15 protein-coding genes are annotated in these 16,413 nt (G+C 71.6%); 7 read left to right on the top strand and 8 right to left on the bottom strand.

Going from position 1 to position 16,413, the window contains the following annotated elements:
• The first annotated feature begins 153 nt into the window (after nt 1-153).
• Both ACH5AF_RS31580 and ACH5AF_RS31575 read left to right on the top strand, forming a co-directional pair.
• Complete coding sequence (locus ACH5AF_RS31580; RefSeq protein ID WP_398906440.1) at nt 154-744, top strand: flavodoxin family protein; 591 nt, start codon at nt 154-156, stop codon at nt 742-744.
• 148 nt (nt 745-892) lie between these two features.
• Nucleotides 893-1,369 (top strand): hypothetical protein, encoded by a 477-nt coding sequence (locus ACH5AF_RS31575; protein ID WP_398906439.1) that lies wholly within the window; start codon nt 893-895, stop codon nt 1,367-1,369.
• 327 nt (nt 1,370-1,696) lie between these two features.
• Here ACH5AF_RS31575 and ACH5AF_RS31570 read toward each other — a convergent pair whose 3' ends face one another.
• A complete protein-coding gene (locus ACH5AF_RS31570) occupies nt 1,697-2,641 on the bottom strand; it encodes a LysR family transcriptional regulator (protein WP_398906609.1) in 945 nt (314 codons plus the stop codon).
• Between the two features lie 101 nt (nt 2,642-2,742).
• Between ACH5AF_RS31570 and ACH5AF_RS31565 the strand changes: the two genes are divergently transcribed.
• Both ACH5AF_RS31565 and ACH5AF_RS31560 read left to right on the top strand, forming a co-directional pair.
• Nucleotides 2,743-3,585, top strand: a complete 843-nt coding sequence (locus ACH5AF_RS31565; protein WP_398906607.1) for a serine hydrolase — start codon at nt 2,743-2,745, stop codon at nt 3,583-3,585.
• An 84-nt stretch (nt 3,586-3,669) separates the two neighbouring features.
• Complete coding sequence (locus ACH5AF_RS31560) at nt 3,670-4,689, top strand: MBL fold metallo-hydrolase (RefSeq protein WP_398906437.1); 1,020 nt, start codon at nt 3,670-3,672, stop codon at nt 4,687-4,689.
• Here the strand turns inward: ACH5AF_RS31560 and ACH5AF_RS31555 are convergent.
• Genes ACH5AF_RS31555 through ACH5AF_RS31545 form a run of 3 tightly spaced genes read right to left on the bottom strand, consistent with a single transcriptional unit; the run spans nt 4,679 to nt 8,170 of the window.
• Nucleotides 4,679-5,425 carry a succinate dehydrogenase/fumarate reductase iron-sulfur subunit gene (locus ACH5AF_RS31555; RefSeq protein ID WP_398906435.1) on the bottom strand — a complete coding sequence of 249 codons (747 nt, stop codon included), beginning with the start codon at nt 5,423-5,425 and terminating at the stop codon, nt 4,679-4,681. The genes ACH5AF_RS31560 and ACH5AF_RS31555 overlap by 11 nt on opposite strands.
• Entirely contained in the window at nt 5,422-7,461 is a 2,040-nt protein-coding gene (locus ACH5AF_RS31550) for a fumarate reductase/succinate dehydrogenase flavoprotein subunit (RefSeq protein WP_398906433.1), read from the bottom strand. The genes ACH5AF_RS31555 and ACH5AF_RS31550 overlap by 4 nt, the downstream gene beginning before the upstream one ends.
• Before the next feature lies 1 nt (nt 7,462).
• On the bottom strand, nt 7,463-8,170 hold the full coding sequence (locus tag ACH5AF_RS31545) for a succinate dehydrogenase (RefSeq protein WP_398906432.1): 708 nt from the start codon (nt 8,168-8,170) through the stop codon (nt 7,463-7,465).
• 94 nt (nt 8,171-8,264) lie between these two features.
• On the opposite strand from ACH5AF_RS31545, the gene ACH5AF_RS31540 reads away from it, so the two are divergent.
• The gene (locus tag ACH5AF_RS31540) at nt 8,265-9,146 is read left to right on the top strand and encodes a LysR family transcriptional regulator (protein ID WP_398906430.1); all 882 of its coding nucleotides are present in this window, start codon (nt 8,265-8,267) and stop codon (nt 9,144-9,146) included.
• A 406-nt stretch (nt 9,147-9,552) separates the two neighbouring features.
• Here the strand turns inward: ACH5AF_RS31540 and ACH5AF_RS31535 are convergent, their stop codons facing one another.
• From ACH5AF_RS31535 to pip, 4 genes are all read right to left on the bottom strand, one after another.
• The gene (locus tag ACH5AF_RS31535) at nt 9,553-11,715 is read right to left on the bottom strand and encodes a putative bifunctional diguanylate cyclase/phosphodiesterase (RefSeq protein ID WP_398906427.1); all 2,163 of its coding nucleotides are present in this window, start codon (nt 11,713-11,715) and stop codon (nt 9,553-9,555) included.
• Complete coding sequence (locus ACH5AF_RS31530; RefSeq protein ID WP_398906604.1) at nt 11,712-12,524, bottom strand: SAM-dependent methyltransferase; 813 nt, start codon at nt 12,522-12,524, stop codon at nt 11,712-11,714. The genes ACH5AF_RS31535 and ACH5AF_RS31530 overlap by 4 nt, the downstream gene beginning before the upstream one ends.
• Nucleotides 12,525-12,783: 259 nt before the next feature.
• Complete coding sequence (locus ACH5AF_RS31525; RefSeq protein ID WP_398906426.1) at nt 12,784-13,770, bottom strand: SCO0930 family lipoprotein; 987 nt, start codon at nt 13,768-13,770, stop codon at nt 12,784-12,786.
• 232 nt (nt 13,771-14,002) lie between these two features.
• A complete protein-coding gene (gene pip / locus ACH5AF_RS31520) occupies nt 14,003-14,956 on the bottom strand; it encodes a prolyl aminopeptidase (protein ID WP_398906424.1) in 954 nt (317 codons plus the stop codon).
• Nucleotides 14,957-15,031: 75 nt separating this feature from the next.
• Between pip and ACH5AF_RS31515 the strand changes: the two genes are divergently transcribed.
• Both ACH5AF_RS31515 and ACH5AF_RS31510 read left to right on the top strand, forming a co-directional pair.
• Entirely contained in the window at nt 15,032-15,535 is a 504-nt protein-coding gene (locus ACH5AF_RS31515) for a MarR family winged helix-turn-helix transcriptional regulator (protein ID WP_398906422.1), read from the top strand.
• A gap of 169 nt (nt 15,536-15,704) precedes the next feature.
• Nucleotides 15,705-16,229 (top strand): hypothetical protein, encoded by a 525-nt coding sequence (locus ACH5AF_RS31510; protein ID WP_398906420.1) that lies wholly within the window; start codon nt 15,705-15,707, stop codon nt 16,227-16,229.
• Nucleotides 16,230-16,413: the final 184 nt, after the last annotated feature.

Below are 16,413 nucleotides of genomic sequence, written 5' to 3'. Positions count from 1 at the left end.
TTCATGCCGGACAAGCCCGGGCCAGAAGGGCCGAACGGTCGAAGACCACCCGCATTCGGGGCACGAGCGCTAACCCTGGGGTTGCGCTTTATAAAAGTTAGTGCTTCTCTGGGGTTCAACGCCGAGCACATCCCTTTCGAGGAGCCTTCTACTGTGACCACCCCTGTTGTCGCGATCGCCTACCACTCCGGCTACGGCCACACCGCCGTCATCGCCGAGGCCGTCCGCGACGGAGCGGCCGCCGCCGGTGCCACCGTCCACCTGATCAAGGTCGACGAGATCGACGAGGCCCAGTGGGAGCTGCTCGATCGCTCCGACGCCATCGTCTTCGGGTCGCCCACCTACATGGGGACCGCCTCGGGTGCGTTCCACAAGTTCGCCGAGGACTCCTCCAAGCGCTGGTTCACTGACGCCTGGAAGAACAAGCTGGCGGCCGGCTTCTCCAACTCCGGCTCCAAGAGCGGCGACAAGCTGCACACCCTGCAGTACTTCGCGACGCTTGCCGCTCAGCACGGCATGCATTGGGTGAACCTCGGTCTGAAGCCCGGATGGAACTCCACAGAGGGCTCCGAGGACGACCTCAACCGCCTCGGCTTCTTCTTCGGCGCCGCCGCCCAGACGAACTCCGACGAGGGTCCGGAGGGCGTGCACAAGGCCGACATCGCGACCGCACAGCACCTCGGCGGCCGGGTGGCGGAGACCGCTCGCACGTTCATCGCAGGCCGGGCGGCCGTCGCCGTCTGAGCCGTACACGGCCGCACAGAGCGGAAGGGCCCGTCACCGAGGGACGGGCCCTTTCGCTCTGGATGACCGGCGCCTGCTGTGGCCGCGCGGGGACCTGCACGGCGACGCCGGTGTCGCCCTGCCGCTCGACCCGGCGAAGCCGCTGTCGGTGGCCGACACCGACGAGCACGGCAACGTCCGCGAGGGCACGGCCTCGGCCCGCTACAACTGGCTGGCTGCCCACCAGCGGGACGCGGACACGCCGTCCGGCGTCATCCTGATGGGCGTCCGTCAGTACGACCCGTCGACAGGCCACGCGGACCGCCTGTCCGAGGCGGAGGAGAAGGCCGCGACGGCCCTGGTCGGCCGGCCCCTCCCCGCCTCGTGGCGGGGAGCTGACCCGGCACTGCGGCGGCGGTTCGTCGCCGCGTGCCGGCCCGTCCCAACCGCGGGCCTGTGGCACGTCGCGGACGACCGGCCGGACACTGACGAGGCCCGGGCCCGGCGGGACTGCCTGCGGGCGCTCGCCGACGAGTGGCCCGAGGCGGAGCCGTTGCCTGCCGATCAGGGCGACCGCCTGCCGGGCCTCACCGCCCTGCTCCGACTGACGGCCCTGGTCTGCCGGATGCCGCCGACCTCTGGCTGAACGCCGAGGAGGACCTCCTCGACATCTACGACACCTTCACGGTCGGCGGCCTCCCCGGCGCCCCGCCGTAGACCCGGCGCTTGGCCGCAGACCCGGCGCTTGGCCGCAGACCCCGACCCGACCGCCCCGACCGGAACCTCCGGCCGGGGGCGGTCCCCGTTCCAGGCCGGCGCACCCCGCCGGCTGACGGCACGCCAGTCCCGGCCCGAATGGCGGGCCGGTCGACCTGGCCTCGCTCCAAGAGTCTGTCGCCCGTGCAGGGCCGGGGGCGTGCGAAGGTCAGGGCGCGTGCCGGCGGCAGAGGCCCTCGGCAGGGCCGGGCCCCGCTCAGCCGAAGACCACGGACCACGGGCGGGGTGCCTCCCCCGCGTCGCCCGTCGGCACCGCCGTCGTGTGGTCGCGCGCCAGCACGTCGGCCGCGACCGCGGCGAACTCCCGCGCGCCAGGGTGCGGTGACCGCCGCGGCCAGGCCGCGCGGATCCGCTGGGTGAGCGGCCGCCCGGCCAGTGGCCGCCACGCCACCCTGGGCTCCTTGCGGGCCACCGGCCCCTGGTCGAAGGCGACTCCGTGGCCCGCCGTGACGAGCCCGATCAGGAACTCGGGGTTACGGGCGTGGCGTACGCGGCCGGGCACGAACCCCGCCGCGCGGCAGATGCCGAGCGTCCTGTCGTACCAGCCGGGGGCTGTGGAGCGCGGGAAGAGGACCAGGTCGTGGCCCGCCAGTTCGGCGAGAGCCACCTCGGGCAGCCGGACGAGGGGCGAGGTCCTCGGCAGCACGACTCCGAGGTCGACGCCGGTCTCGGGACCGAGGACGATGTCGGTGGCGTCGACGGGGGCGTGCACCAGGCCGACGTCCAGCCCGCCGGACGCCAGCAGGCGTACCTGCTCGTCCGTCGTCACCTCCTGGAGGTCGACCCGCAGCGCGGGCGCCCGGTCGGCGCACTCCGCGAGGAGGGCGCCGAGGACCGCCGCCGAGGTGTCGGGCGGCACTCCGGCGCGCAGGGTGCCGAGATCGCCGTCGCGGGCACGCCGTATCAGGACCCGGGTGCGTTCCTCGCGCGCCAGCAGGTCCCGCGTCTCGTCCAGGAGGACCGTGCCGGCCGGGGTGAGCCGGATCTGTCGCCGTGAGCGGTCGAAGAGTTCGGCGCCGAATTCGTCCTCCAGTCTGCGGACGGCGCGGCTGAGCGGCGGCTGGGCCATGCCGAGTCGCTCGGCGGCCCGCCCGAAGTTCATCTCGTCGGCGACGGCGAGGAAGATACGCAGGTGGCGCAGGAGATCCACGGGACGAGAGTAGGCGAGGGGAACGGGGGCTCGGGGTGCGGATCGAGGAGCGGCTGGGCGCGGTGTTCGCGGCGGCGGGTGCGGAGGGCAGGATGCACGCGCTCGACATCGACCACGGCGGGGACGTGGGGTGCGGCGCCGACCAACCGGTCGTGGTCGCCTCGGTGTTCAAGGTGCTGCTGGTGCTGGAGTTCGCCCGGCAGGCGGCGGCCGGTCAGCTCGATCCGCGGGAGCGGGTGCTGGTCACGGCCGGGCACCGGCTCGGCGGTTGGGGCACGGCGGGGTGCCTGGACGACGTGGAGGTCTCCCTGCGGGACCTCGCGCACTTCGCGATGTCGGTCAGCGACAACACGGCCGCGGATCTCCTGCTGGAGCGGGTGGGCGTGGACACCCTGAACCTGCTGGCGAAGGAGCTCGGGCTCGTGCGCACCCGGATCGTGGGCGGCCCCCGGCAGCTGCTGGAGTCGATGCTCGCTGAGGTGGGTGCGCGGAACGAGCGGGAGTTCGCCGCCCTGTTCCCGGCGTTGTCCCCCGCCGAGGTCGGCGCCCTCGGCGTCTTCGACCCGGCGCGTACGAACGCGAGCACACCCCGGGACATGACCCGGCTGCTGCGGATGATCTGGCGCGACGAGGCCGGTCCCGCGCAGGCGTGCGCCCACGTACGGGACCTGATGACAGGTCAGGTATTCCGGCACCGCCTCGCGGCGGGGTTCGGGGACGGCGTGCGGATCGCGGCGAAGACGGGAACGCTGCCGGGACTGCACAACGAGGTCGGTGTGGCCGCGTACCCGGACGGCGGGCGGTACGCGGTCGCGGTCTTCGCCCGTACGCCCGATCCGGTGGCGAACCGCACGCGAACGGACGTGGCGATCGGCACGGCCGCGTGGACGGCGGTGGATTTCCTGCGCGCCCCGTCCGGTGGACGGAGCAGGTGACCAGGTGTCATACACCTGACGGTATGGGTCGTGGGCGGCTCCGGTCTTGGACGCGCAGGGCCCGGGGCTGATCTTCTGCGTGCCATGAGCGAATTCGAGAACACCACGGAGGAAGGCGGCCGACGGTCGTTCGTCCGCAGGACGCTGCTGCGCGGCGCCGCGCTCGGAGCGACGGCGCCCCTGCTGCCCGCCGCAGCAAAGGCGGCAGTGGCGGCGGAACGGAGCGGCGGCGCGGCCGAGCGGATCCGGGCGGACAGCGCGACCCTGCGCTGGCTCGGCACCTCGGGCTGGCGTGTCGACATCGGCGGCCGCGGCGTCCTCTTCGACCCGTACATCACCCGCTTCGAGACCGGCCTGTTCGGCCCGAAGGGCAGCTTCGACCCGGCGACGGAGCTGACCTGTGACGAGGACCTGGTGGCCCGGCACGCGGGCAGGCCGGAGACCGTCCTGGTCAGCCACACCCACTGGGACCACGTCAACGATGTCCCGTACATCGCGAAGTCCACGGGCGCACGGGTCTTCGGCACGGAGACGACGTACCACGTGCTGCGGTCCCTCGGGGTCGACGCTGCGCGGATCAGCGTCGTCAAGGGCGGCGAGGTGCTGGACTTCGGCGACTACACGGTCGAGGTGGTCTCCGGTCGGCACAGCCGCAACGCGAACTGGTCGTACTTCGCCCCGGGCACGCTGAACGCGCCGCCGCCGCGCGCCCCGCGCACCGTCACGGACCTGCCGGAGGGCGACACGCTGGCGTTCCAGCTGTCGGTGGCGGGCGGTCCTTCGGTGTTCTTCATGGGCGCGAGCGACGTCGACGAGCGCGCGGTGGCCGGGCTGCGCCCGGACGTCCTGATGGCGGCGGTGCCCTCCAGCCGGGCGACGCACCGCTATGTCCCGCGGCTGCTGGGTGCGCTCGGCGGCCCCGCGACCGTCGTCCCGGTGCACTGGGACCATTTCGAGAGGCCGCTGAGCGAGCCGCCGCTGCGGGATCCGGTGATGGACCTCGACGGTTTCGTCGCCGAGGTCCGCCGGTGCAGCCCCGCTTCCCGGGTGGTCGTCCCGGACTACGCGACGGTCTTCGGGGCGGACCTGACGCCTACCTCCTGACCTTGCGGTTCGCCCGCAGCCACTCCTTGTTCATCGCCGCGATCGACGGCAGGGGGATGCCCTTGGGGCAGGCGGTCGCGCACTCGCCGGTCAGCGTGCAGCCGCCGAAGCCCTCCGCGTCCATGGCGGCGACCATGTCGAGCACGCGGGTCTCGCGCTCCGGGGCGCCCTGCGGGAGCACGTTGAGGTGGTTGATCTTCGCCGAGGTGAAGAGCATGGCCGAGCCGTTGGGGCAGGCCGCCACGCAGGCGCCGCAGCCGATGCACTCGGCGTGCTCGAAGGCGAGGTCGGCGTCGGGCTTCGGCACCGGCGTCGCGTGGGCCTCGGGTGCCGATCCGGTGGGGGCGCTGATGTAGCCGCCGGCCTGGATGATCCGGTCGAAGGCGGTGCGGTCGACGACCAGGTCCCTGAGGACCGGGAAGGCGGCCGCCCGCCACGGCTCGACGTCGATGGTGTCGCCGTCCTGGAAGGAGCGCATGTGGAGCTGGCACGTGGTGGTGCGCTCGGGGCCGTGGGCGTCGCCGTTGATGACGAGCGAGCAGGCGCCGCAGATGCCCTCGCGGCAGTCGTGGTCGAAGGCGACCGGCTCCTCGCCGCGCAGGATGAGGTCCTCGTTGAGGGTGTCGAGCATTTCCAGGAAGGACATGTCCGGGGAGATCCCGTCCACCTCGTAGGTGGCCATGGCGCCGGGGGCGTCGGCGTTCTTCTGCCGCCAGACGCGCAGGTTGAGCTTCATGCGTAGCTCCGCTGGGTGGGGTGGACGTACTCGAAGACGAGGCCTTCCTTGTGGAGGACGGGGGCTCGGCCCGTGTCGGTGCTGTGCTCTCCCGGGGGACGACCCCCGGACCCCCGGTATTCCCAGGCCGCGGCGTAGGAGAACTCCTCGTCCTTGCGGGCCGCCTCGCCGTCCGGCGTCTGGGACTCCTCGCGGAAGTGGCCGCCGCAGGACTCGGTGCGGTGCAGTGCGTCGAGGCACATCAGCTCGGCGAGTTCCAGGTAGTCGACGATGCGGTTGGCCTTCTCGAGCGACTGGTTGAACTCCTCGCCGCTGCCGGGGACCTTGATGCGGCACCAGAACTCCTCACGGATCTGCGGGATCCGTTCCAGCGCCTTGCGCAGACCGGTGTCGGTGCGGGCCATGCCGCAGTACTCCCACATGAGTTCACCGATCTCGCGGTGGAAGGAGTCAGGGGTGCGGTCGCCGTCGACGGAGAGCAGCAGGCTGATCCGGTCCTCGGTCTCGGCCACGACCTCCCGCACGACCGGGTGTTCGACGGTGACCGGCTCCTTGTGCGGGTTGCGGGCCAGGTAGTCGTTGATGGTGGAGGGGAGCACGAAGTAACCGTCGGCGAGGCCCTGCATGAGGGCGGAGGCGCCGAGCCGGTTGGCTCCGTGGTCGGAGAAGTTGGCCTCGCCGATGGCGAAGAGGCCCGGGACGGTGGTCTGGAGGTCGTAGTCGACCCACAGTCCGCCCATCGTGTAGTGCACGGCGGGGTAGATCCGCATCGGCACCTCGTACGGGTTCTCCGCGGTGATCCGCTCGTACATGTCGAAGAGGTTGCCGTACTTCTCCTCGACCTTCGCCCGGCCCATGCGGGCGACGGCGTCGGCGAAGTCGAGGTACACGCCCTCCCGTCGCCCACCACCGCCCTCAACCGAGGAGCCTTCGGCTCCGCCCCCCTGATTCTGGCCGCCGGGGCCGACGCCGCGTCCTTCGTCGCAGACGTTCTTCGCCGCGCGCGAGGCGATGTCGCGCGGCACGAGGTTGCCGAAGGAGGGATAGATCCGCTCCAGGTAGTAGTCCCGCTCGTCCTCGGGGATCTCGTGCGGCGGGCGGGTCTCGCCGCGCGCCTTGGGCACCCAGATGCGGCCGTCGTTGCGCAGCGACTCGCTCATCAGCGTCAGCTTGGACTGATGGTCGCCGGTGCGGGGGATGCAGGTGGGGTGGATCTGGGTGAAGCAGGGGTTGGCGAAGTACGCGCCGCGCCGGTGGGCGCGCCAGATCGCGGTCGCGTTGGAGTTCATGGCGTTCGTCGACAGGTAGAAGACGTTGCCGTAGCCGCCGGTCGCCAGCACGACGGCGTCGGCGAAGTACGTGGAGATCTCGCCGGTGACGAGGTCGCGGGCGACGATGCCGCGGGCGCGGCCCTCGACCACGATCAGGTCGAGCATCTCGGTGCGGGCGTGCAGGGTGACGTTGCCGGCGGCGATCTGCCGGGAGAGTGCCTGGTAGGCGCCGAGGAGGAGCTGCTGGCCCGTCTGCCCGCAGGCGTAGAAGGTGCGCGAGACCTGGACGCCGCCGAAGGAGCGGGTGTCGAGCAGTCCGCCGTACTCGCGGGCGAACGGGACGCCCTGCGCGACGCACTGGTCGATGATCTCGACGGAGATCTGGGCGAGCCGGTGGACGTTGGACTCGCGGGCGCGGAAGTCGCCGCCCTTGACGGTGTCGTAGAAGAGGCGGTGGATCGAGTCGCCGTCGTTGCGGTAGTTCTTGGCCGCGTTGATGCCGCCCTGGGCGGCGATGGAGTGCGCGCGCCGCGGGGAGTCCTGGTAGCAGAACTGCTCGACGTGGTAGCCCTGTTCGGCGAGTGTCGCGCCCGCGGCCCCGCCGGCGAGCCCGGTGCCGACGACGATGACAGTGTGGCCGCGGCGGTTGGCGGGGTTGACGAGCCTTGCCTCGAAGCGCCGCGTGTCCCAGCGTTCGGCGACGGGCCCGCCGGGCGCCTTGGTGTCGGCCAGCGGAGTGCCGGTCCGGTAGTCGAGGAAGCTCATCTCAGCTCACCACTTCGGTCATGACGGCGACGGGTACGGAGAGGAATCCGGCGGTCAGCGCGAGCGCCAGCACGTTGGCGGCGGTCTTGAGGACGCGGTCGCGGGCGGCGCTGCCGACGCCGAGTGTCTGGGCGGCGCTCCAGAAGCCGTGGCGGATGTGGAGTCCGACGGCGAGCATGGCGACGATGTAGACGGCGTTGCCGTACCAGGTGGAGAAGGTGTCCACGACGTTCTGGTACGGGTGCCCCTCCTGGAAGCCGCCCGTGTGCACGCTGCCGGTCGTCAGGTCCAGGATGTGCCAGACGATGAACAGGGCGAGGATGATGCCGCCCCAGCGCATGGTGCGCGTGGCGTAGCTCGCGCGGGGCCGCTTGTGGACGTAGCGGCTGGGGCGCGCCTTGATGTCGCGCCTGCTGAGCTGGTACGCGGATACGGCGTGCCCGATCACCGCGGCGAGGAGCACGACGCGGACGAGCCACAGGGCCCACGACTCGTGCAGGACGGGAGCGCCCATGGTGCGCTGCCAGTGGCCGTACTCGTTGAACTCCCCCGGGCCGAAGAAGATCTTGAGGTTGCCGAACATATGGGCGACGAGATAGCCGAGCATGATCAGACCGCTGACGGCCATGACGGTCTTCTTGCCGATGGTCGATGCCCAGAAGGTGCGCGTCCTGGACGGTTGCGGTTCCGTCCGCGTTGCCAGAGCCATGCCGTCGACGCTAGGGCCGGACACCATGAGAGGTCCAAGACATGATCCGGCTCATATCGATAGTCATCCCCTATCAACCCTCTACTGTGGTGGCATGCAGCTCCAGCAGCTCCGCTACTTCGTCGCGGTCGCGGAAGCCCGCCACTTCACGCGCGCCGCCGAGCGCGTCCATGTCTCCCAGCCGTCCCTGTCCCAGCAGATCCGGGCCCTTGAGCAGGAGCTCGGTGCCGATCTCTTCGGCCGAGCCCGGGGCAACATCGCCCTGACCGACGCCGGTGAGGCGCTGCTCCCGCTGGCCCGCCGCATCCTCGCCGACACGGAGACGGCCCGCCGCGAGGTGCAGGAGCTGGCCCAGCTGCGCCGGGGGCGGGTCCGCCTCGGCGCCACACCCAGCCTGTGCACCGGGCTGCTGCCCCAGGTACTGCGGACCTTCCACGATCTGCACCCGGGCATCGAGATCCTGATCGAGGAGTCCGGCTCGCACGATCTCGTACGGGAACTGGCCCGCGGTTCCCTCGATCTGGCGCTCGTCGTGCTGCCCCTCCCCTCCCCCTCGCCGGCGCTCACCACCGTGGAACTGCTGCGGGAGGACCTCGTGGTGATCTCCGCGCCCGCGGCCGCTGCCCCGGCGGCGCCGGTGCGGATCGCGGACCTCGCGGGCGAACCGCTGGTGATGTTCCGGCACGGCTACGACCTGCGGGAGCTGACCGTCGCCGCGTGCCGGGCAGAGGGTTTCGAGCCGACGTTCACGGTGGAGGGCGGCGAGATGGACGCCGTGCTGGGATTCGTACGGGCCGGCCTCGGCGTCGCCGTCGTGCCGAGCATGGTCGCCGAGGGTGCCCGAGGCGGCTTGCGGGTGACCCCGCTCGCCCCTCCCGGCCTGCGGCGCACGATCGCACTCGCCCACCGCAGTGACGTGGCGCCGCCGCGGTCGGCCCGCGAGCTGCAGCGGGTGCTGCTCGACTCGCGGGCCTGAGCGCGTGCGGCCGGAGGGCGGCCGGTGATCCGAGCGCCAGAGCGGCCGCGCCCGGGACGGCCCCGGCGGAGCGCCGGGGGGCCTCCGGCGCCCGGAACAGTCCCGGACCGGGGCCGGCAGGTCCGGACCGCGGCCGGCGGGCCACCGGGCGGCTTCCCCACCCCGCCCTCCCCCTACGGCCTGCGGCCGTGGGCGGTACCCCCATCCTGAAACCGGGGCAAGCCCCGGACCCCGTACCGCGCTTCGCGCGGTGTCCTCAAACGCCGGACGGGCTGACTTGTCAGCCCCGCTGGGGGCACCTCCCACAGCCGCTAGGCTGTAGGGGGAGATTGAGGCGCCGGGCTTGGGGCGGAGCCCCAACGAGCGCGTCGCACACAACAAGCCCCGCTGGGGCAGCGCCCCGGGGTCAGACCGCGTCCGACAGGACCAGCGCGTGGATGCGGTCCGGCGCGCCGGGCCGGGCGTAGTACCAGCCCTGAGCCGTGTCGCAGCCGATCTCGCGCAGCTGCTCGGCCTGGGCGCCGGTCTCCACGCCCTCCACGGTCACGGCGAGTTCGAGACTGTGCGCCAGCGACACGATGCCCTCGACGATCTTCAGATCGACGGGGTCGGCGGGGTGCTGCTGCATGCCCTGTGTAAAGGAACGATCCAGCTTGAGCACGCTCACCGGCAACCGGCGCAGATTGGCCAGGTTCGAGTAGCCGGTGCCGAAGTCGTCCAGCGCGATGTCCACACCCATCTCGGCCAGTTGCCGCAGCGGCTTGAGCAGGTCCTCGTCGGCTCCGATGAGCGCGGACTCGGTGACCTCCAGGCACAAGGCGCCGGGCTCCAGGCCGGAGCGCTCCAGTACGTCGACCGTGTCCGCGACGAGCCCCGGGTGCTGGAGCTGGGCGGGCGAGAGGTTGACGTTGATGCGCAGCGGGCCGCCGTCGGTGTGCCGTCTGCTCCAGTACCGGGCCTGTCGTACGGCCTCCTGGAGCACCCAGCGGCCGAGCGGCACGATCAGCCCGGTCCGTTCGGCGAGCGGGATGAACCGGTCCGGGCCGAGCACCCCGTGCTGCGGGTGGCACCAGCGCACGAGTGCCTCGGCGCCGTGCACGCTGCCGTCGCCGAGATGGACCAGCGGCTGGTACTCGATGAAGAACTCGCCGCGCTCCAGCGCGGCGGGCAGCGCGTTGGTCAGCCCGTGCCGGGTGATGGCGCGGGCATCGGCCTCCGGGTCGGCCAGCTCGGAGCGGTTGCCGCCCGCCGACTTGGCCCGGTACATGGTGATGTCGGCGCTGCGCAGCACCTCCGCGCTCGTCCGCTCGCCCGCCGGTCCCTCGACGATGCCGATGCTGCCGCGCACGGTGAACTCACGGCCGTCGATGGCGACCGGGGTGGCGAGGGCGCCGAGGATACGGGAGGCCAGCTCATCCACCTCGCGCTCGGTGTCGGGGCCGGTGGTGAGCGCGACGAACTCGTCCCCGCCGAGCCGCGCGACCATCTCGCCCGGCGCGGTGGCACAGCTCTGCAACCGGTCCGCCACCTCCACGAGCAACCGGTCGCCGGTCGCGTGCCCGAGGCTGTCGTTGATGGCCTTGAAGCCGTCGAGGTCGAGATAACACAGCCCGAACCGGGTGCCGTTGCCCGCCGAGACGGCCTTGTCCAGCCGCTCGAAGAACAGGCTGCGATTGGGCAGCCCGGTCAGCGCGTCGTGTGTGGCCTCGTAGCGCAGCCGCAGGTTGAGCAGCCGGCGTTCCGTGGTGTCCTCCAGCAGGACCAGCTGGTACTGCGGGGCTCCTTCGGCGTCGCGCAGCAGTGAGACGGTGAGGTTGGTCCACAGAACCGTTCCGTCGTTGCGGTAGAACGGCTTCTCCGTCCGGTAGTGCTCACGCTCGCCCCGCACCAGTTCCCCGTACAGCTCCCACACCTGGGGCCGGTCCTCGGGATGCACCCACTCGGTGACCTTCCGGCCGCGCACATGGTGCTCCAGGCCGCCGAACATCTGCATGAGGGTGTCGTTGACCTCCAGCAGATTGCCGTCGAGGTCGGCGATCCCGATGCCGATCGCGGCCCCGTCGAACACCGCACGGAAGCGGACCTCGGTGGCGTGCATCGCATCCAGGGCGTCGTTGCGCGCCAGCAGCGAGGAACGGGCGATGGCCTCCTGCTCGGCGAGGGTACGTTCGCGCAGGGCATGGGCGAATCCGGCGGCGACCGCGTGCTGGAGCCGGGCGCAGCGCGCCCTGTTCTCCTCGGCGGCCTGCTCCGAGTCGCCGCAGTACAGGACCAGGTAGGAGTCGACCACGCCGAGCGTGCGGCTGAGTGCGTCGGGGTTCGTGCAGTGCGCGTCGACGAGCGCCCTGCCGATCAGCTGGGCCGCCTGCGTGTCGAACGGGCGCTCGCGCAGCGCGCGGCACAGGTCCCGCGCGACGGGCAGCAGGTGCTGTTCGAACTCGGGTCGTGTCATCGACGTGGCCGTCACCGGGAAGATGGCCCGGCTCCAGATCGTCGCGAACCGCCTGAGTCTGTCCTCAAGAGCGTCCGGCTCCGCCTCGGTACCGGTCGCCTGCGACGACGGCTTCACGCCTTGCGCCCCACCCCGGAGAAGCCCGAGAAGGCGTACGGGTCCTCCTGGTCGACGGGTGCGTCGGGCCGCCAGTGCGGCATGGCGACCAGGCCGGGCTCGACCATTTCGAATCCTTCGAAGAAGGCCGCGATCTGCTCGCGGGTGCGCATGATCAGGGGGTTGCGGATGTCCTCGTAGACGCCGACGGCGCCGCCTGCCACATCCTCGGGGACCGGTATCCCCTCGTACGAGGCGTGGGTGAGGATCAGCAGGCTGCCGGGGGCGAGCGCGTCCCGTAGCTCGGCCACCGCCGCGTACGGGTCGTCCTCGTCGGGGAGGAAGTGCAGGACGGCCACGAGCAGCAGGGCCACCGGCTGCTCCGGGTCGAGCAGGTCCGTGACCTCGTGACTGTCGAGGATCTGCCGCGGCTTGCGCAGGTCGGCGCAGACCACGGCCGACCGCTCGTCACCGTCGAGGAGGTTGCGGCTGTGGGCGACGGCCACGGCGTCGTGGTCGACGTAGACGACGCGGGCCCCGGGGTTCGCCGCGCGGGCCACTTCGTGCACATTGCCGAAGGTGGGAATGCCGGAGCCGATGTCGAGGAACTGGGTGACGCCCCGGCCCGCCGCGTAATTCACGGCCCTGCGCATGAACGCCCGGTTCGCCTGCATGATCTTGGGAAGGCCCGGCAGGAACCGCATCGCCTTGCGCGCCGCTTCCCGGTCCGCCTCGAAATTGTGCGAGCCGCCCAGGTAGAAGTCGTAAATGCGGGACACGCTCGGCACCGATATGTCGATGCTCTGCGGGGCCCAGGCGGGACGCTCCATCGATGTCTCCAACAAGTCGCCACGGCGGTCGGCCATGTCCATGGCCAGCGTTCGAGCCGAGGCTACTGATCGCCCGCCAAGAGGGCGACCCCAAACGGAAATTAGCGGTCCGTTCTTGGTCACACGTATGGGTCATGTACGCGGGTCATGACCGATCGTCACCGGCCCCCGGTAAGGGCCCCCAGCACATGCGGCCGGCCCGCCGTCACACCCGGGAGGTGAACGGCGGGCCGGCGGGGCCGGAGGCGCGATGTGGGGACTACTTGGGCGCTCCGACCGGCTTGCCCTCCGGCGACACGGCGTACCATGTGCCGCCGACGCCCTGGCCATTGGTGTCGCCGGGCTTGGCGTCGCCGGAGAAGGTGTAGATGGGCCAGCAGTCGATGGTCTGCTGCTCGATTCCGTCGGGCCGGTCGAAGGTGACGAAGCCCTTCTTGAGGATGCCCACGGTGTCGTTCTTGTCGACGGGCTCGACGACGGGCCACTTCTCGAGGCAGTCGCCGGTGCAGGCCGTCTTCATGGGCCAGGCGGAGTCCTTCATGAAGCGGTAGACGGTCATGCCGTTCTTGTCGACCACGATCTCGCCGAGCTTGGGGTCCTTGCGCACGGAGAGGCCCGCGAGATCCGCGGCCTCGCCGCCTGCCTCCTCGCCGCCTGCCTCCTCGCCACCGCCCGCGCCTCCGCCGGGGGCCGCCTTCTTGCCGTCCGGGGCGGATGCGTACCAAGTGCCGCCCACGCCCTGGCCGTTGACGTCACCGGCCTTGGTGTCCTTGGCGTAGCGGTACATGGGCCAGCCGTCGATGGTGAGCTGCTTGGAGCCGTCCGCCCGGGTCACTTCGCCGATCAGGGACGGGTCGACACCGGGGGCTGCCGTCGCGCCGCCTGCGGCCACGACGGGCCATGCCTTCGCGCAGTCGCCCTCGCAGTTGGACTTCGGCGGCTTGGCGGTGTCCTTGTCGAACCGGTAGAGGGTGAAGCCCTCGCTGTCCGTGACGACCTTGCCGAGGTCCTTGCTCTCCCAGACGGCGAGCTGGCCCGCGGGCTTCGCCGCGGCGGCCTCGCCGCCGGCGCCGGAGCCGTACCCGGCGTCCGAGTCGTAGCCTCCGCTTCCGGGCGCCGCTGGGTTCGCGGCGCCGACCGCCTGGCCGTTGGGGGTCTGGGTGCCCTGGTCCTGACCGCACGCCGTCGTCAGCGCGAGTACGGCCGCCGCGGTCACCGCGAGCGAGGCGTTCCGCCAGGTGTTCATGTCCACTCCCGTAGTTCTTCCATCCGGTGCGGCGCCCGGAGGCGCCGTTCATGGCCCTAGGTACGGACGGAAGACGTGCCCGTGTTCAATGCGCGGGAGAAAAACTTCGAAGCCGTGGACACGAATGGTGGAAATCCCGTTGGCACCAGGCGAATTCGCCCCCTGAGCCACCGCACGGGAAATGGCTTGAACTCAACTCAACGATGCGGCGTGTCGCTCCCGAGCCGCCGCGTCAGCGGAAGCGGTCGAGTGCGGCCCGCACCCGCGAGCGCAGTTCGTCGCTCCCCTTGTGCCCCGAATCCGCCATGACGACCAGCTCGCAGGCGTTCCACTGCCGCGCCAGCTCCCAGGCGGTGTCCAGCGGTGAACTCAGGTCCAGACGGCCGTGGAAGAGCACGCCCTCGATTCCGTCCAGCCGATGGGCGTCCCGCAGTAGTGCGCCTTCCTCCAGCCATGCGCCGTGCGCGAAGTAATGGGAGGCGATCCGCACCATCGCCAGCCGCGCCTTCGTGGGCCGTCCGCTGTACGGGTCCGGTCCGCCGTGCGGTTCCAGCGACAGTACGGCGTCCTCCCACCGGCACCAGTCGGCGGCCGCCTTCTCCCGTACGGCGGGATCCGGGTCGTCCATCCGGCGTGCATACGCGGTCACGACGTCCTCGGGCCGCGCGGCTTCGGGCACGCCCGCGCAAAACCGGTCCCACTGCTCCGGGAAGAAGCGCCCGACTCCCCGGTAGAGCCAGTCGATCTCGGAACGCCGGGTCGTGGTGACGGAGTTGATGACAATGCCGGCGATCCGCTCCGGATACCGCTCGGCGTAGGCGAGCAGCAGCGTCGAGCCCCACGACCCGCCGTGCAGCACCCAGCGCTCGACCCCGAGGTGGACCCGCAGCAGTTCCATGTCGGCGAGCAGGTGCGCGGTGGTGTTGTGCCGCATGCTGGTGCCGGGCTCCGCCGCGTGCGGAGTGCTGCGCCCGCAGCCGCGCTGGTCGAACAGGACGACCCGATAGGCGTCGGGGTCGAAGTACCGCCGCATCCCCGGCGTGCAGCCCGACCCCGGCCCGCCGTGCACGACGAGCGCGGGCGTGCCGTGGGGATTGCCGCACACCTCCCAGTGCACGAGGTTGCCGTCGCCGACGTCCAGCATGCCCTCGTCGTAGGGCTCGACGGGCGGATACAGCTCAGCCATGACCAGGCGTCCTCTCCCCTGATGCGGTCCGCCGCGGCGGCCCCCAAAATACAACAGCGCTGTTACATTATGGGCATGACCCGCTCCGCACCGGACGATCCCGGCCCCGAACTGCTCGGAACCCGGCTGCGTCTGCTGCTCGGCCGCCTGGAGGCCGATGTCGCGGCGGTCCACGCCGACCTGGGCCTCGCGGGCATGCGCCCGCGCTACGTACCGTTCCTGCGCACCCTCGCAGCCGACGGCCCCTCCTCGATCCAGGACCTGGCCACCACGGTCGGCGTGACGCACTCGGCCGCGAGCCAGACGGTCGCGCAGCTGGCCCGCGAGGGGCTCGTGCGGGTCGGTCCCGGCCAGGACGCACGCCGCCGCCTCACGTCGCTCACCCCCGCGGCCCGGGAGCTGCTGCCCGCCCTGGAGACCGAGTGGGAGGCGACCTCGGCCGCCGCGGCAGCGTTCGAGGCCGAGCTGTCCCACCCGCTGAGCGAGCTGATCACCGAGGCGCTCGAAGCGCTCGACCGGCGTCCGATGCGCGAACGGATCGCGGCCGCGCTCCCCCATCCCATCCGCGGCCGGGACTGACACCCCGACATGCTGCCTTTCGCCCGCCTGGCGCAGCATCATGCCCCATTTGCCCTACACCGATCGCGTGCGTGCCCCGCCGCTCTTAGCGTTTCGGTGATCGAGGAGCACTCCCCGACCTCTGCGGAACGGTTCCGCTACTGCTCCTCGGGGACCCGGAGGTCCGACCATGCGCGCGATACGTGCCGCGTCCGCCGCTCTGCTCGGAGCGGCCGCACTCGCCCTGACCGTTCCCACCGCAGCCTTGGCCGTCAACAACACTCCGTACGACTTCGCCGTGACGCCCTCGACCGTCGCCGCGGGCGGCCGTGTCACCCTCACCGCGGGTGGCTGCCCCAGCACGACCACCGTGACGTCCGGAATCTTCGACACCGTCACGATTCCCCAAAACGGCGCAGCCACGGCCGTGGTCGACTGGGACGCCAGGCCGGGCGCCGTGTACTCGGTCCAGTTCAACTGCATCGGGCGGATCGGCACGCTCGATCTCACCATCTCCGGCGGCACCGCCACGCCGACCGCGAGCTCCACCCGGTCCGTCACGACCGTCGCCCCCTCCGGCGTCCGCGGTGGCACCGGCGGCAGCTTCGAGGGCATGAACGGCGCCGAGATCGCGGCGGGCGGCGCTCTGGTCGCGGCTGCGGCCACGGCGACCGTCTTCGTCGTCCGCAGGCGCTCGTCGGATCGCCGTCACTGATGAGCGGCCACCGCCGTGCTGTTTCCCTGCCGTACCCGCCGTACCGGCTCCGCAACCAGTCGGAGCCAACCGCCCGTCGCCCCCCGGGGGGGGCAGAACCGCGGCCGGCGCGCCGGGGGCGGCGGGCGGGTGGGGGGTAGGGGACCAGCGCTGACGGGGACGCCCGCGGGGGCGAGCACGGGAC

Source organism: Streptomyces sp. NPDC018833 (assembly GCF_044390825.1).
Taxonomy (GTDB): domain Bacteria; phylum Actinomycetota; class Actinomycetes; order Streptomycetales; family Streptomycetaceae; genus Streptomyces.
The sequence above is the reverse complement of the archived record's forward strand: the minus strand, read 5'-3'. Positions and strand labels throughout refer to the sequence as shown.

What these genes read in the sequence shown, in the direction of transcription:
- ACH5AF_RS31565 (WP_398906607.1), top strand. Translation starts at nt 2,743, where the DNA reads ATGCACGCGCTCGACATCGACCACGGCGGGGACGTGGGGTGCGGCGCC.
- ACH5AF_RS31560 (WP_398906437.1), top strand. Translation starts at nt 3,670, where the DNA reads ATGAGCGAATTCGAGAACACCACGGAGGAAGGCGGCCGACGGTCGTTC.
- ACH5AF_RS31555 (WP_398906435.1), bottom strand. Translation starts at nt 5,425, where the DNA reads ATGAAGCTCAACCTGCGCGTCTGGCGGCAGAAGAACGCCGACGCCCCC.
- ACH5AF_RS31550 (WP_398906433.1), bottom strand. Translation starts at nt 7,461, where the DNA reads ATGAGCTTCCTCGACTACCGGACCGGCACTCCGCTGGCCGACACCAAG.
- ACH5AF_RS31545 (WP_398906432.1), bottom strand. Translation starts at nt 8,170, where the DNA reads ATGGCTCTGGCAACGCGGACGGAACCGCAACCGTCCAGGACGCGCACC.
- ACH5AF_RS31540 (WP_398906430.1), top strand. Translation starts at nt 8,265, where the DNA reads ATGCAGCTCCAGCAGCTCCGCTACTTCGTCGCGGTCGCGGAAGCCCGC.
- ACH5AF_RS31530 (WP_398906604.1), bottom strand. Translation starts at nt 12,524, where the DNA reads ATGGAGCGTCCCGCCTGGGCCCCGCAGAGCATCGACATATCGGTGCCG.
- ACH5AF_RS31525 (WP_398906426.1), bottom strand. Translation starts at nt 13,770, where the DNA reads ATGAACACCTGGCGGAACGCCTCGCTCGCGGTGACCGCGGCGGCCGTA.
- pip (WP_398906424.1), bottom strand. Translation starts at nt 14,956, where the DNA reads ATGGCTGAGCTGTATCCGCCCGTCGAGCCCTACGACGAGGGCATGCTG.
- ACH5AF_RS31515 (WP_398906422.1), top strand. Translation starts at nt 15,032, where the DNA reads ATGACCCGCTCCGCACCGGACGATCCCGGCCCCGAACTGCTCGGAACC.
- ACH5AF_RS31510 (WP_398906420.1), top strand. Translation starts at nt 15,705, where the DNA reads ATGCGCGCGATACGTGCCGCGTCCGCCGCTCTGCTCGGAGCGGCCGCA.